We start from the raw sequence: 14327 nt of genomic DNA, 5'->3' as shown, positions 1-14327 counted from the left end.
CATGGTTCAGACCATGCTGGCCATGGACACGGGCCTTGGTTTGGTGATCGGCGTTGGCCTTTCCATGTCGGCCTCGCATTTGTTTTCGCTTTTGGCGAATCGACTCTGTCTTCGCCAGATCGCGCTGCAAATGGTGCTTGATGCCCTTGTTCTCAGCCTGGCTCTAAGTCTTGGAATTCTTTGCCATAGCTTGATGTTGACGTTGATGGAACATGTTCCACCGCAGCCGATCATGATGGCCAATCGCATGGGGGCGGCCCTGTGGCCCGGATTGTTCTACGTGCTTGTTGCGGCCCCCTACATCAGTGATTTGATCGCCGTCACGCTGTTGGCTTGGATTCACCTCAACGTGATGCTGTTGCTTCAGGTCCACTACGGCATCCCTCTTCAGGAAGGCCTTGTTGTATCTCTTCCTGGTTTTGTGTTGGCACTGGTGCTGATTGCTCTGGTGTTTGCCCAGCGCTGGCGAACCAGTTACAACACCCTGGCGCGCGAGGTGGGCAGATGATGGAGCCCAGCGCGGCCATTCAGCATCACCGCAACCATCTGCGCTTGGGCTGGAGAGTGGTGGTGATCCTCCTCCTGATCACCTCGGTGTTGGCGTTCCTCGGGGTGAGTGCGGTTCGCCAAGACGCCGCAATCCTGCTCAAGCCTGAGTCCATCCGTGAGCTGTTGATCATGGCTGGCGCTCTGGTGGTGGTGGTGGTGGCCTTGGTGGGGGTGTATTCGGTGATGGTGGACTTCGTCTTCTGGGAAGGTTGGATGCGGGGGTTGCCGGATCCCCGAGATCTTTTTCCTGCCTTGGATCCCAATACTTCTGGTCACCGGCACTATCTGGTGTATCTCGATGGCATTCATCAGAGCGAGGAGGATCATCCGCCGCGCGTGAGTGAATTTCTGCAGCATCTGGAGCAGGCGATCGACCGTGATTCTTTGTTGGTTAAGGGGATTGAGGCCTACACAATTACCCCTGTTGGCCTGAAATCCACTCCGTTTGCCCACTGGTTTTGGCAACGCCTCTTTTCACTTCAGGAGCACCATCCCAATGGCTGGGTGCGATTTCTCTGCTCCTTCTGTGTGCAAGCCAACAACGTCATCAAGGTGGGGATTTCATCGGACCGGCGTTACGGCCCGGTGATGAATTACGAATTGGCATTGAAGATCGCCAGACGTTTAGCTGCCATCGGCTTCCATCCCAGTCGAGCCAGCCGCGTCGTTCTTGTTGGCTACAGCGGAGGAGGCGAGATGGCCATCGGCGCGGCGGCCATGCTTCAGAAGTTATGCCATGTGCCTGTACATGTGATCACCGTCTGCGGGGTGTTCAGCGGCAATGGTGATCTGGAGACGCTTGAGCACGTGTCGATGGTGGTGGGTTCCAAGGATCCTGTGGCTGCCCTCGGCAGGATCGCTTACCCGGGAAGACTTCCTCTGCTTCCGCTCTCGAATTGGAATCGTTGGCTGACCTATGGACGTCTGCATCGTTACGAGATTCCTGCGATGAGCCACAACGGCAATTCCGGGCCGTTCAGTCGGGACTATCGCGACAAGGTGGTGGCAGCCATTTGCAGTGAGCTGGCGCTCACGCAGGCGGGGTGAGACTGTCCTCCCCGTTGAGGCGACGGACTACATGGAAGGGGCTATGGCGGGGTTGGCTGGCAACCAGGCGCTCGAGCGCTGGAGCACAGGCATCACCTTGCAGGATCAGATCTGAGGGCAGGGCCCGAAGAGCGTTCCGATAGCGGGCAACGCAGTCCTCAGCATCGTTGCCAATGCCCGGGTTCAAACCATCCTGGAGCAGTTGATCGAGTTGTCTGTGGAGGCGTTCACGCCAGAGTCCGCCCAGGGTGAGTGGGAACAAATGACTGCGTCCCGTTAGCGCCTGCTCGAGTAGAGCTGTTGAATCAATGCAGAATCCCAGGGCTCCATAGCCCCCGGCGTGCAGATGGCCCAGGTCGGCAGCCGTGTTGTGTACCGCAGCCATCAGGTCGCAGAGGTCGAGGGCTAGCAAGAGTTGCCCAGCCCTGAATACCTGCCCCGGGTAGGCGACAGTTCCATTGGCGCGATCGTTCTGCCAGGGGCGATGCAAGTCGTTCATGGCGGCCCAGCCATTCAGCCCCTCAGTGCTCTGGTAGTACTGCAGCAACGTGCAGGCTGTTCCATCCGGCGGTATCAGCTCCAGTTCGAAGCTGCAGTGAGGCAGCAGCGCTTCCAGCTCTTGGTCTTGGCGTAGCAATCCTGTGCGGTAAGCCACCCCAAGGGGCACCTGACTCCAGGCGCTGCCTGTCTTCGGGTCGTTGGGACAGCTGGCCCCCATTCCGAAGCTGGCGACACTGGCTCGGATGCGAGCTCTGCAGGTCCAGCCACGATCGCTCAGGAGGGCAATCAGCTCACGGGGGCTGGTCGTGCCCTCGAAGCTGAAAGGGGCTGACCGGCTGCCGTAGCAGCCTGCGCTCTTGAGCAGTCGGTTCGATCCCAGGGCGTTGAGCACCTGGGCCAGGAGCGTGTTGCTCCAGCGGCTTTCGGCGGTCTGTCGATGCTGCAATCCGTGGTTTCGCCAGACCAACCCCGCGCCCAGGCTGCGCAGTCCTGAACGCGCATCGGATGAGCTGTTGTTCCCTTCCCTGGCTGAATCCGGCAACTGTTTGGCTTGCCTGCGCCAGGCCTCCAGGGAGCCTGGCAGCAGATGGGCTGTCTCGCTGGCTTGGATCGTGAGCGCAGACCATTTCTGGAGGGCGTCAGCTCTTGACGGCTGGGTCGCCTCTGTTGCGGGGATCAGGTGCTGAAGGTCGTCGGCCAGGGCCGCCAGCATCAGGGGGCTGATCAGTCCTCCCTCAAGCACGGCCCCCAGACCGCGGAGATGGTCTGGGAGGACAGCTGAAGTTTGCTTCCATTTGCGGGGAAGGATGGCGAGCAGGGGGATCAGGTGGCGCTGATGCAGATCCCTGAGCAGTTCAGACAGGAAGGCTTCACGGCTGATGCCTCGACGCAGCCAGCTTGTTTCCAGTGCTGCCTCGAAGCTGATGAGGGCTGCCGCTTCAATCTGATCATCAGCCTGGTGCCCCCAAGCATCAGAGATGGCGAGGGGGTCATGGTTTGATCCCGATCCCTGCTCCGTCATGGTTGGCGGCTCAGGCTGTTGGCGCAGAGGGGGTGAGTCCTGAATGGCGGATCAGAGCATCAGTGCTGGCGGCGCGTCCTCGGAATTCGGCATAAACCTCGGCGGGCGATCGGCTGCCGCCGAGGCTGAGCACGGTGTTGCGGAAACGCTGACCGGTCGACTGCACTTGCTCCTCCTGGTCGAGGCCAACTTCTTCGAAGGCGGCGAAGGCATCGGCGCTGAGCACTTCAGCCCACTTGTAGGAGTAATAGCCAGAGGAATAGCCACCGGCAAAGATGTGGCCAAAGGCGCAGAGGAAGTGATCCTCTGCGATCGGCGGCATCACTGTGGTGGAGGCAGCAAGTTGCCTGCGCAGCTGATCCGGACTTATCCCGAGCTGCTTCGACCATTGGCTGTGTAGGCGTAGATCCGTGAGTGCGAAGTGCACCTGGCGAAGCGTTGCGCACCCTGCCATGAATGTGCGCGCCTGCAGCAGTTTTTGAAAGTCGGAGTCAGGCAGGGGTTCACCGGTCTGCCAGTGCCGGGCCATTCCCATCAAGGTGGCGCGGTCGAGACACCAGTTCTCCATGAACTGGGAGGGCAGCTCCACGGCATCCCATTCGACGTTGTTGATGCCCGCGGCCTGGGGATACTCCACGGTGGTGAGCATGTGTTGAAGGCCATGGCCAAACTCATGGAAGAGGGTTTCCACCTCTTCAAAGCTCATCAGGCTTGGGGTGTTGTCCGTGGGAGGGGTCTGATTGCAGATCAGATAAGCCACTGGCAAGGTCATCTCGCCTGATTCGCTGCGGGAACGATTGAGGCATTCATCCATCCATGCACCGCCACGTTTGCTGGATGGACGGCTGTAGGGATCGAGATAAAAGGCTGCTAAGGCTGTGCCGTCCTGCTCGCAGACGCGGAAAAAACGCACATCCGGATGCCAGATCGGCGCCTCCCCATCAGCGGCCTCGATCCGGATTGAGAACAGGCGCTCGCACAGTCCGAATAGCCCCTCAAGGACCTGAGGCAGAGGGAACCATGGGCGCAGAGCTTCTTGATTGAGATCAAACTGTTCCTGGCGCAGCTTTTCGGCCCAGTAGGTGACATCCCAAGGGGCCAGGCAGTCCGCTTCCGGTGCCTGGTGGCGATGGGCACAGTCCCGCAGGGCGTCGATCTCCCTTTCGGCGGCTGGCTTGGCCGCAGCGCGCAGCTCTTCAAGTAGAGCTTCAACGCTGTCGACATTGTCTGCCATTTTGCTGGCCAGACTGAGTTCGGCCCAGTGGGCATAATCCAGCCTTTGGGCCTGATCAGCCCGCAGGCTGAGGATTGATTCAATCAGGGGTGTGTTGTCGAGATCGCCACTGCTTGCGCGTCCCACATGGGCTTTGTAGAGGGTTTCTCTTAGATCTCGATGATCGGCATAGGTCAGAAAGGGGATGTAGCGGGGCATGTCGAGGCCCAGCCTCCATGGGCCGCGTTCTGCGCTTGCTTCGCTGCCGTCACGGTGACGATCATCGGCATCCCGAGCCGCAGAAGCGAGGGTGTCGAGAGCGCGTGATGGAAGCCCGGCGACCTCATCCAGGTCGTGGAGCACCAAGCTCCAGGCTTGGGTGGCATCAAGGACGTGGTTGCTGAACTGGGTTGACAACTCGGCCAGCTGCTCGCTGGCTTGGTTGAAGGCCGTCTGGTCGTCGCCTTGAAGACCAACCCCCCTCTGCTGCATCGAGAGCAACTCAGCATCGACGATCCGCACTTGGGTGGGATCTAGCGACTGGGCTGGATGATGGCGTAATTGTTCGAGAGCTTGATGCAGGATCGAGCTCTGGCCCATCCGGTTGCCGAAGCGCACCACCTCAGGCTGTTGGCGTGCATGGGCTTCGCGCAATTCCGGGGAGTTGCAGACGCCATTCAGGTGGGTGACCACACCCCAGCTCCAGCGCAGCTGCTCCCCAATGCCCTGCATCGGTGGCATCACATCAGCCCAGCTGATCGGTTCTGCCTGGCCGAGCTTGTGCTTGAGGCTGGTCTCCAGAGACACCAGTTGCTCCTCCAGTCTTCGCAGCAGACCTGGTAGATGTTCTCCCACCGCTTCAGGGGTGATTGCCGCGTAGTCAGGAAGACCCCGGCCCGTGAGGAGAGCCGGCTGGCTGGTGCTGGTCATGCCGTATCGCTTCAGCCCAGGGGCAGAAGATTGTGGAGCGCGATCAGGCTATGGGTTGACAGCGTGCTGGCGAGAGCATCGGTGGAAGCCTCGTAGACATCCATCGCCACCCTGGGCCAGATGCCGATGGTGAGTGTGGGCACTAGCAGGGTGAGGCCGATCACGAGCTCACGCGGATTCATATCGCCCACAAAGGCCAGAGCAGGAATCCGTGGCCCAAAGAAGACGCGGCGACACATCGACAGCAAATAGATGGGGGTGAGCACCAGACCAATGGCTGCGGCCACAATCGTGATCGCTCGGAAGCCTGTCGTAAAGGTGGTTTGGCTGGTAATGCCCAGGAAGATAGTGATCTCGCTGATGAAGCCACTCATCCCAGGCAATGCCAGCGATGCCAGTGAGCTTGTGAGGAAAAACGCGAAGGTGATTGGCAGCACTTTTGCGAGTCCTCCCATGTTCGGAATGGAGAGGGTCTTGGTGCGTTCGTAGAAGCTGCCGGTCACAAAGAACATTGCCGCGGCGATCAGGCCATGGCTGATCATCTGCAGCATCGCTCCGCTGATGCTGAGGGCGTCGATTGCTCCAATGCCGACTAGGACGAAGCCCATATGGCTGACCGAGCTACAAGCGATCCGACGTTTGACGTTGTCCTGAGCAAAGGCGTTGAGTGCGCCATAGATGATGTTGACAATCCCCAGCACGATCAGAGCAGGTGCCAGGACCAAGTGGGCATCCGGCAGCATTTGCACGTTGAAGCGCAGTAAGGCATAGCCGCCCATTTTGAGCAGCACTCCAGCCAGCAGCATGGAGACCGGAGCGTTGGCTTCGCCGTGGGCATCAGGTAACCAGGTATGGAGAGGGAACATCGGTAATTTCACGCCGAATCCCACCAGGAAGCCCAAGTAACAGAGCAGCCCGAAGGTGCCGCCAGGAGAGCGTTGGGCCAGTTCGCTCAGGTTGAGCGTGAACTGGTCACCGGAAAGAGCCAGTGCCAGGCCGCTGATCAAGATCAGCAGTGAGGCCAGGGCTGTATAGAGAATGAATTTTGTGGCGGCGTATTGGCGGTTCTGACCTCCCCAAACGGCGATCAGCAGATACACCGGGACCAGTTCCAGTTCCCAGGCCAGGAAGAACAAGAGGAAGTCCTGGGAGAGGAAGACCAGGGCTTGGGCGGCGGCCTGAACGAGCAGCAGGCCGAAGTAGAGCTTGGCTTTGTGCTCAACCTTCCAGCTCGCTGCCACCGAGAGCATGGTCACCAGGCCACTCAAAACCACCAGAGGCATCGATAGACCGTCGGCCCCGACTGACCATTCCAGGCCAATGGCCGGCACCCAGTTGAGACGCTCCACCAATTGGAGTGAGGGGTCCTGTGGGTTGAAATGGCGGCTGAAGGCCACCAGCATCAGGGCAAAGTCGACTGCCAGAACACCCAAGGCGAGGTTGCGGGGCCAGGGTGAGGGATTGCTCTCATCGCCCGGCAGCAGCGGCATCACCAGGGCAGCAGCTGCCGGGAGCAGGATGATCAGCGAAAGCCAGGGAAACGTGGCATCGGACGCGGCAATCAGCGGGAGATTGACGTCCATGGCATCCATCTAATGGATGTTGAACCTATCAGGGCCTCGCCCAGAACTGAGTAAATCTACTCAGATTCCATGGGATGCCAGTGGCTGCCTGTGGTCTGAAGGTTCAGTAGTGGTGCTCGACTGGCAACACCCGCGGCTTCCCACGCCCGGACCATCGCCTGACTAACGGCGGCACCGACCTCTTCGGAGCAAAGGGCCAGAACGCTGGGGCCCGCTCCGCTGATGGCGCAGCCCCAGGCTCCTGCTTTGAGTGCGGCTTCGCGAACCTCCTGTCCGCCTTTGATCAGCCGCCAGCGGTAGGGCTCATGCAGTCGATCGTGCATGCCGTCTGCGATCAGATCGCCGTTGCCGGTGCGCAGTCCTTGCAGGAGAAGCGTCAGGGCACCCAGATTGACAACGGCATCCCCCAACGGAATGTTTTTGGGCATGGCTCTGCGCGCTTCGCTGGTGCTCAGTCGTATGGATGGGATGGCCACCACCGCTTTCACCGTGGGCACCCATTCACAGCGCACAACCCTCCAGCGCTGGGATGCGGCCTTCGCCGTCATGCAGAGACCACCGAGGAGGGATGGAACCACATTGTCGGGATGCCCTTCGATATCAATCGCCAGCTCGAGCAACTTTTCGCGGCTCAGGGGTTCGCCAACCAGTGCATTGGCCCCCACTAGGCCTGCCACGATCGCTGTGGCACTGCTGCCAAGCCCTCGCGCTGGCGGCACCGCTAGACGTACGCGCGCTTCGAGTCCGACTGGTTCTTCACCAGCAGCTTTCCAGACCCTCTGGGCAGCGCGATAGACGAGGTTGTCGGGGCCACCCCTTAGATGACTGCCTTCCTGTCCTTCGATGATCAGCTCAAACCGTTCTCCATCTCCCTCGATCCGGCGCATCGTGAACCGGTTGTTGAGATCGAGTGCGGCACCGAGGCAATCAAATCCAGGGCCGATATTGGCTGAGGTGGCAGGAACATCAACAACCACCGATTGGCCAATGCGTGGTTGCACCATCCCTGCTGTTCTGTTCAAGCCAGTGTCTCACCTGAGTGGCCGCCGCTTGACGATCGTGGCCACCAACGTTGCTAGGTGGATTCGATCTCAGCCGCGAGATCCCGAGCTCTGCACGCTGCGCTAAATCGGCCCGCATTCGCATCGATCACAGCATGAACACGGAGCCCGTCGATGAAGGCGCGGAAGCGTCCTTTGCGGCGCATGGGTTCAAGAAAGGTGGCGGACTGCAGTCCCTTCAGGTGCTTGGCGGCGGTGCCTCCGCCAATCCACAGCCCGCCGCTGCAGAGTTCCTGCAGGGCCAGATCGCCGGCGACTGAGCCATAGGCCCCGAGCCATAGGTCGAGAGCATGGCGGGCCAAGGGATCACCGCTTTGCGCAGCCTGATCGGTGAGGGCCGGCAGGTCTTGGTACTCCTTTGCATCCACCGGTTTGCTTCGCCAGGCCTCAGCTGCCTGCTGCAGTGGGTGGCCGTCTCCATCCGGTTGTTGCAGCCGCCAACGCATCACATGGCCGAGGCCGGTTCCACTGACGATGCGCTCCACGGACAGGCGATCGAGATCAAGGTCAGCCTTGAGCCATGAAGCCAGCTGCCATTCGTCCTCTGTGCGGGCAGCGAATTCTCGATGCCCACCTTCGCTGGCCACGGCCAGCCAACCATGCGGGCCAGGAATTCCGCGGGCCATTCCTAGTCCTGTTCCGGCACCGACAACCGCCACTGCCCCCCCCTGGGGCAGGGCTGCTGAACGAGAGGGATGACCACCCTGCAGAACGACTTGTTGCTGATCATCCAGATGGGGCAGGCCGTGAATGAGCACTGCAAAGTCGTTCACCAGCTCGAGATGCTTGAGTCCCGTGGCATCACACAGCAGCGTTTCGCTCAGAACCCAAGGCAGATTGGTGAGTGTGGCTGTGCCGTTCTGCACGGGGCCGGCGACAGCAAGGCAGCTGGTCTTTGGCCTGGGAAGGTCGGCCGGCAGGCTGGAGAGGAAGCGGTGGACGATGCTTTCAAGGCAGGACCACTCGCCTGAGCGATAGCGCTGGGAATAGAGGGCTTGGAGCTGCCCTTCGCGTTGGCCGTACACCGCGAGAAGGGTTTTGGTTCCTCCCACATCGCCTGCCAGAAAGGTGTTCGCCGCCATCCCCAGGGCTGTGATGCGATTGATCCTCAGGCTGCTTGCAGGGCATGAAAACCGCAAGCATGCACTGGATAGGTCAAGCGAAGAAATCGAGTGGAAGCGGGCCCCAAGTCATCCCGGTTTGCTCGGGGATGTTGCTGTGGCCAGAGATCAGGATGCCTTCTCCGAGTCCATGTTCCACACGGATGCGGATCAGACCATTGGATTGATTGGCCTTGAGAAACACAGGGCCAACATCCTCGGCGTCATCCTCGATCGTCATCGCTTCCCAGGAGAGGGAGATCTCCAGGCTGCGCAAAGCGTTGAGGGCGATTGCTTTGGATGGGGCCATGATCCCCACGGTGAACCACTCAAATGACGCCATCGCATCGGCAAGTGTGGGTCGCAATCTCTCTCGCTGGTCGGGATTGAGCTCTGGTGCCGTCCGCAGAGTGGCGAAATCGGCGAGGCACTGAATCGGGGTCTCAGTCATAACGACAGTCCCTGGCTGCGGCTTTGATTGGCCTGGCAGGCCGCTTTGATCAAGGCTTCCGCATCGACAAGGCCCAGATCACCATCGCGGCGGCTGCGCAGGCTTGCACCACTCTGTTCGGCTTCCTTGGCTCCAATCACCGCCAGGACGGGGATCTTCATTTTTTCACCGGTGCGAATGAGTTTGCCCAGCCGTTCGCCGCTGCGGTCAACGCAGGCACGTACACCAGCTCGGGTGAGCTGCTGACAGAGGTCTTCGGCATAGCCCTGAACCTCGTCGGTGACGGGCAGAAGGCGGATCTGTTCCGGGGCCAGCCAGAACGGGAAGTCACCGGCATAGTTTTCGGTCATGATCCCGAAAAACCTCTCCAGGGATCCGAAGATGGCGCGGTGGATCATGATCGGCCGTTGCTTCGAGCCATCGGCAGCCACGTAGTCAAGCTTGAAGCGCTCGGGCAGGTTGAAGTCGAGCTGGATGGTGGAGCATTGCCACATCCGACCGATGGCATCCTCGATCTTGAGGTCGATCTTTGGTCCGTAAAAGGCACCGCCCCCTTCATCCACCTTGTAGGCCCAGCCCTTGCGGTTCAGTGCCTCAATCAGTCCCTTGGTGGCCAGTTCCCACACGGCGTCTTCGCCGATTGATTTCTCCGGGCGGGTGGAGAGATTGATCTCGTAATTGCAGAAATCGAAGGTGGAGAGAATCCGTTCGGTGAGATCAAGGATGCGCAGAATTTCATCGCTGATTTGCTCTGGCAGGCAGAACACATGGGCGTCGTCTTGCGTGAAGCCCCGAACGCGCATCAAACCGTGCATGACACCGGGACGTTCGTAGCGATACACAGTGCCCAGCTCGGCCCAGCGAATGGGGAGCTCCCGGTAACTGCGCAGGGTGCTCGCGTAAGTGAGCACATGGAACGGGCAGTTCATCGGTTTGAGCTGGTATTCCCGTTCGTCAACCTGCATCGGCCCAAACATGCTTTCGCTGTAGAAGTCGAGGTGACCTGAGGTCTTCCAGAGGCTGATATCTGCAACGTGGGGTGTGTAGAGGAGTTCGTAGCCTCCATCGAAATGGGCCTGACGCCAGAAGTCCTCGATCAAGAGGCGCATGCGTGCGCCGCGCGGGTGCCAGAACACAAGTCCTGCCCCTGCTTCGTCTTCGATTGAGAACAGGTCGAGGTCGGTGCCGATGCGGCGGTGATCGCGGCGCAAGGCCTCTTCTTTGCGACGGCGATGTTCAGCCAGCTGTTCCGCGGTTTCCCAGGCGGTGCCGTAGATGCGTTGCAGCTGCGCTTTCGTTTCATCGCCTCGCCAGTAGGCACCGGCCACACTCTCGAGCTCGAATGCCTTGGGGTTGAGTTCGCTGGTATTGGCGACATGGGGGCCGGCGCAGAGGTCCCACCAGTCGTCACCAAGGGTGTACAAGGAGATGGGCTCTTGAATCCCTGCCAGGATCTCGAGCTTGTAGGGCTCGTTTTGGGCCTTGATCTTGGCCTCTGCTTCGGCACGATCCACCTCGAGCCGCTGAAGGGGCAGCTTGCGGTTGATGATCTTGATCATCTCCTTGCGGATCGCCTTCAAATCGGCCTCCGTGAATGGATCCGGATTGTCGAAGTCGTAGTAGAAGCCGCTCTCGGTCCAGGGGCCGATCGTGACCTGAGCCTTGGGGAAAAGTTTCTGTACCGCCATGGCCATCACGTGGCTCATGGAGTGGCGGATGCGCAGCAGCGTTTCGCTTTCGCTGGTTTTAGGCAGCACCACCGTTTCGTTCGGGGGAAGGGCGGTTACTGCTGTGCTGCTCACCGGTACTTGCGTGTCAGCCGCCATCTTATGGGCGTGTCAGGCAGCTCTATGGAATCGACTTCGTCTGGCTCCGGAGAGCCTCGCAGGGATGAGCAGGCAGAGGCGCTGCTTCGGTCATTACTCGACTCGTTGCTCAAAGACTTCAGCGATTGTTTCAACCGTGGGGAGCAATTGTTGGCGATCTGCCCGGATCAAGTGATGGACCCTGAGCAGCGCCTGGCCATGGCCCAACGCCTTGTCGAGGGGCATAAGGCGATTACAGCGACCCGTGCCCTTCTGGAGGCATCGCCTGAGGCGATGGCTGTCTCAATGCGGGCGATGTCTGCCTGGCATCAGCTGATGACCGAGGTGTGGTCGCTCTCGGCGCGGATCTCACAACAGCTGAATTGAGAGAGCACCATCCGTTGCACTCCGATGAGGGTGAAGAACGTTGATCGGGGCCTTCGCCCCTCCAGCTTCATGCCCCTAGACGAATCTGACGCAGATTGTCGGAGTAGAACTTCGCAAGTTCCGCATGGCTCTTGACCGGCTGGCCATAGGCGCTGGAGCCAGCATGGGTGGGAAAAGAGGCCCACTCTGGCGCTAAACGATGCATCGCCGTTTTGGTGAGGCCGTTGCTGTCGACTTCCTCAAGCGCACCGCGTCGCTCAATCAAGCGCAACGCCGCTTGATCCTGATGCTTCGGTTCAAAGCTGGTGAGCTTGAGCTCGGTCGCAACAATCCGCCAGGTGGTGGGCAGAAACTGATAGGCACCGGCTGCGGCACTGGCGTATCTCTTCACGACCACCCGGTCGGGGTGGCGGGAAAGATCCGCGAACTGGCCTCCTCCATAGAGAGTTTTGTAGCCGAGGTCTTTGCCGTCCTTCCAAGTGCCTTCGGCATAACGGATCGTGTTGAGGAGAGCCCTGCGTTCCGGGGTGATTTGGTAATGACCACCACTGAGGTCAGCGCTGAGGTTCTCCTCTTCTGCTTGCAGATGGGCCTTGACCGCTTCGGCTTGGGCCAGGCGTCCGTCGGAGCGCTCAGCTTGCAAGGCCTGTCCTGTGACTAGGACAGTTCCGATCACTCCGGCCACGGGAAGCAGGTGCATCCGACGGTCAGCGTTGAAAACGCGACCGAGAATGTTGGGCATCCATGCTTGCAAGGGTTCGGGCACACAGTCCGTTCAAGGGCCCATCACGATGCAGACCCAAGGGGTTCGGATGCGAGTGGTCTGGGACCGGTCTTGACGGGAGTCTTGGCATGTGTTTGAGCACTTATTCTTAGATCAAACAGGAGCTTGGACCCATGGGACCCATGGCTGTCACTGGGGTCGACTCCAATGGCCTGGTTGAGAATGCTTCAAGCTCTCAGGAAGTTTTAATCATTAGCGCAGCTTTTCTGAAGCTCTTGCACTGATCAGCTCCCAGTGGTCTGATCCGTGCAGTTCGGTGGAGGCGAGGTGCTCAGGGGGTGCCCAAAAACCCCAGACTGCTGCGCACTCTTGCCACCGTCGCTTCCGCCACAGCATTGGCGCGATCGCGGCCGTCGACCAGAACACGATTCAGTTCGCCGCGGTCTTGGATGAGTTCGCGGTAGCGAGTCTGGATCGGTTCCAGGGCCGAGACGGCAGCCTCCGCTAGCAGCGGTTTGAATTTGCCCCAACCCATCTCGGCGCATTCCTCGGCGGCGGCTTGGCGCCCCTTGCCGCTGAGAATGGCGTAAAGACCCAGCAGGTTCTCCGTCTCCGGGCGCTCGGGATTGTTGAACTCAAGCCCCATCTGGGGATCGGTTTTGGCGCGTTTGATTTTCTTGGTGATCAACTCAGGAGCATCGAGCAAGGAGATCCGGCTGCCCTCGTTGGGGTCGCTTTTGCTCATTTTGCTGCGACCATCGCTCAGGCTCATCACCCTGGCCCCTTCCTTGAGGATCAGGGGCTTGGGCACCTTGAGCACTGGGGCGTCTTCGCTGCCAAAGCGGGCGTTAATGCGCTGTTGGGCGATGTCGCGGGCCAGTTCGAGATGCTGTTTCTGGTCTTCTCCCACTGGCACCAGATCGGCGTCGTAGAGAAGAATGTCGGCGGCCATCAAAACCGGATAGTCCAGAAGACCCACGGACACGTTGTCCCCTTGTTTCACCGCCTTTTCCTTGAACTGAATCATCCGCTCGACCCAGTTGAGCGGGGTGACGCAATTCAGCAGCCAACAGAGTTCGGCATGGGCCTGCACGTGGCTCTGAACGAACACCGTGCTGCGCTCAGGATCAATGCCACAGGCCAGGTACAGCGCAGCGGTGCTGAGGGTGTCCTCGGCCAGGCGGTCGGGATCATGCGGAACAGTGATCGCATGCAGATCGACGACACAAAAAAACGTGTCGTGATCGCGCTGAAGCTCCACCCAGTTGCGGATGGCGCCCAGCCAATTGCCCAAATGAAGGGCACCGGTGGGCTGGACGCCGGAAAGAACCCGCGACTGGACCATTGATTACTCCTGGTTGGCTTGTGCGTCTTCCGTAGGGGCGTCGCTGTCGACAGTGATCTCGGCAGTGCTGCCAACACTGGTTTCGATCGTGGCTTCGCTCTCAGTCGCCTCGCTTGCGGGTGCAGCACCCTCAGGTTCTGGGGCATCTACGTTTTCCTCCACAGGGGCCTGCTGAGGTTTGGCCGGGCGGGCGAAAGGATCAGGTCGATCTCCGCCTCTGCCCCCGGCGCCACCTCTGCCGCTTTCGCCGCGATGACCACCGTCGCCTCGGCTACCGCCCCTGCCACCTTCGCTGCGACGTCCGCCTCCTCGGGGGGCACGGGAACGTTCCTGTTCAATCAGGGCATCCAACTGGCCATCTTCGAGCATCTGGGCGAGGCTCCGCACCGCAAAGCCCAGCACCGCGACAGTGGAGCGCAGGTTGAAGGCTTCTTGAAGAGCGCGCACGGAGCGCATCTCGTTGTCACTCAGGCGGATGCGGAAGCCACCACCTTCGCGATTCCCGGCACCGCGACGGCGACCACCATCGCGTCCGCCATCACGGCCACCTTCACCCTGTCCCCCATTTTGCTGGGAATCTCCGTAGGAATCAGTCATGGCCCGTGGCCTG

At 60.2% G+C, this 14327-nt stretch carries 13 protein-coding genes; 3 read left to right on the top strand and 10 right to left on the bottom strand.

The genetic code is table 11. The features are described from left to right. Position 1: 1 nt before the first annotated feature. Both DXY10_RS05345 and DXY10_RS05340 read left to right on the top strand, forming a co-directional pair. Positions 2–508 (top strand): hypothetical protein, encoded by a 507-nt coding sequence (locus tag DXY10_RS05345; protein WP_170955722.1) that lies wholly within the window; start codon positions 2–4, stop codon positions 506–508. Next, positions 505–1596, top strand: a complete 1092-nt coding sequence (locus tag DXY10_RS05340) for an alpha/beta hydrolase (RefSeq protein WP_115016900.1) — start codon at positions 505–507, stop codon at positions 1594–1596. The genes DXY10_RS05345 and DXY10_RS05340 overlap by 4 nt, the downstream gene beginning before the upstream one ends. Here the strand turns inward: DXY10_RS05340 and DXY10_RS05335 are convergent. The 7 genes from DXY10_RS05335 to thrS form a co-directional block, all read right to left on the bottom strand. Then, positions 1580–3118 carry an arginine repressor gene (locus DXY10_RS05335; RefSeq protein WP_115016898.1) on the bottom strand — a complete coding sequence of 513 codons (1539 nt, stop codon included), beginning with the start codon at positions 3116–3118 and terminating at the stop codon, positions 1580–1582. The two genes, DXY10_RS05340 and DXY10_RS05335, sit on opposite strands and share 17 nt — an antisense overlap. Before the next feature lie 10 nt (positions 3119–3128). Further along, a complete protein-coding gene (locus DXY10_RS05330) occupies positions 3129–5261 on the bottom strand; it encodes a M3 family metallopeptidase (protein ID WP_115016896.1) in 2133 nt (710 codons plus the stop codon). A gap of 11 nt (positions 5262–5272) precedes the next feature. After that, positions 5273–6844: an NAD(P)H-quinone oxidoreductase subunit 4 gene (locus DXY10_RS05325; protein ID WP_115017371.1), complete on the bottom strand. Its 1572-nt coding sequence runs from the start codon at positions 6842–6844 to the stop codon at positions 5273–5275. Between the two features lie 56 nt (positions 6845–6900). After that, on the bottom strand, positions 6901–7848 hold the full coding sequence (gene thrB, locus DXY10_RS05320) for a homoserine kinase (RefSeq protein ID WP_115016894.1): 948 nt from the start codon (positions 7846–7848) through the stop codon (positions 6901–6903). A 71-nt stretch (positions 7849–7919) separates the two neighbouring features. Beyond that, positions 7920–8987: a glucokinase gene (locus tag DXY10_RS05315; protein ID WP_115016892.1), complete on the bottom strand. Its 1068-nt coding sequence runs from the start codon at positions 8985–8987 to the stop codon at positions 7920–7922. A gap of 73 nt (positions 8988–9060) precedes the next feature. Beyond that, a complete protein-coding gene (locus DXY10_RS05310) occupies positions 9061–9456 on the bottom strand; it encodes a DUF1824 family protein (RefSeq protein ID WP_115016890.1) in 396 nt (131 codons plus the stop codon). Beyond that, entirely contained in the window at positions 9453–11282 is a 1830-nt protein-coding gene (thrS, locus tag DXY10_RS05305) for a threonine--tRNA ligase (RefSeq protein ID WP_115016888.1), read from the bottom strand. The genes DXY10_RS05310 and thrS overlap by 4 nt, the downstream gene beginning before the upstream one ends. A gap of 24 nt (positions 11283–11306) precedes the next feature. Here thrS and DXY10_RS05300 point away from each other — a divergent pair, with 24 nt between their 5' ends. Then, complete coding sequence (locus DXY10_RS05300; RefSeq protein WP_115016886.1) at positions 11307–11648, top strand: DUF2605 family protein; 342 nt, start codon at positions 11307–11309, stop codon at positions 11646–11648. 67 nt (positions 11649–11715) lie between these two features. Here DXY10_RS05300 and DXY10_RS05295 read toward each other — a convergent pair whose 3' ends face one another. The 3 genes from DXY10_RS05295 to DXY10_RS05285 all read right to left on the bottom strand — a co-directional run bounded on the left by DXY10_RS05295 (position 11716) and on the right by DXY10_RS05285 (position 14314). Then, positions 11716–12390 (bottom strand): endolysin, encoded by a 675-nt coding sequence (locus tag DXY10_RS05295; protein WP_371411122.1) that lies wholly within the window; start codon positions 12388–12390, stop codon positions 11716–11718. Between the two features lie 313 nt (positions 12391–12703). Further along, positions 12704–13717 carry a tryptophan--tRNA ligase gene (gene trpS / locus DXY10_RS05290; protein ID WP_115016884.1) on the bottom strand — a complete coding sequence of 338 codons (1014 nt, stop codon included), beginning with the start codon at positions 13715–13717 and terminating at the stop codon, positions 12704–12706. Positions 13718–13720: 3 nt separating this feature from the next. Further along, entirely contained in the window at positions 13721–14314 is a 594-nt protein-coding gene (locus DXY10_RS05285) for a hypothetical protein (protein WP_115016882.1), read from the bottom strand. Positions 14315–14327 lie beyond the last annotated feature (13 nt).

This window comes from Synechococcus sp. UW140 (assembly GCF_900474295.1).
Classification (GTDB): Bacteria; Cyanobacteriota; Cyanobacteriia; order PCC-6307; family Cyanobiaceae; genus Synechococcus_C.
This window is presented reverse-complemented; position numbering and strand designations above follow the sequence as displayed.

Bases quoted from the DNA above. Each gene is read 5' to 3' on its own strand.
- DXY10_RS05310 (WP_115016890.1), bottom strand. From the start codon at position 9,456: ATGACTGAGACCCCGATTCAGTGCCTCGCCGATTTCGCCACTCTGCGG.
- DXY10_RS05300 (WP_115016886.1), top strand. From the start codon at position 11,307: ATGGAATCGACTTCGTCTGGCTCCGGAGAGCCTCGCAGGGATGAGCAG.
- DXY10_RS05335 (WP_115016898.1), bottom strand. From the start codon at position 3,118: ATGACGGAGCAGGGATCGGGATCAAACCATGACCCCCTCGCCATCTCT.
- DXY10_RS05330 (WP_115016896.1), bottom strand. From the start codon at position 5,261: ATGACCAGCACCAGCCAGCCGGCTCTCCTCACGGGCCGGGGTCTTCCT.
- DXY10_RS05295 (WP_371411122.1), bottom strand. From the start codon at position 12,390: ATGCCCAACATTCTCGGTCGCGTTTTCAACGCTGACCGTCGGATGCAC.
- DXY10_RS05340 (WP_115016900.1), top strand. From the start codon at position 505: ATGATGGAGCCCAGCGCGGCCATTCAGCATCACCGCAACCATCTGCGC.
- thrB (WP_115016894.1), bottom strand. From the start codon at position 7,848: ATGGTGCAACCACGCATTGGCCAATCGGTGGTTGTTGATGTTCCTGCC.
- DXY10_RS05285 (WP_115016882.1), bottom strand. From the start codon at position 14,314: ATGACTGATTCCTACGGAGATTCCCAGCAAAATGGGGGACAGGGTGAA.
- DXY10_RS05345 (WP_170955722.1), top strand. From the start codon at position 2: ATGGTTCAGACCATGCTGGCCATGGACACGGGCCTTGGTTTGGTGATC.
- DXY10_RS05315 (WP_115016892.1), bottom strand. From the start codon at position 8,987: ATGGCGGCGAACACCTTTCTGGCAGGCGATGTGGGAGGAACCAAAACC.
- DXY10_RS05325 (WP_115017371.1), bottom strand. From the start codon at position 6,844: ATGGACGTCAATCTCCCGCTGATTGCCGCGTCCGATGCCACGTTTCCC.
- thrS (WP_115016888.1), bottom strand. From the start codon at position 11,282: ATGGCGGCTGACACGCAAGTACCGGTGAGCAGCACAGCAGTAACCGCC.
- trpS (WP_115016884.1), bottom strand. From the start codon at position 13,717: ATGGTCCAGTCGCGGGTTCTTTCCGGCGTCCAGCCCACCGGTGCCCTT.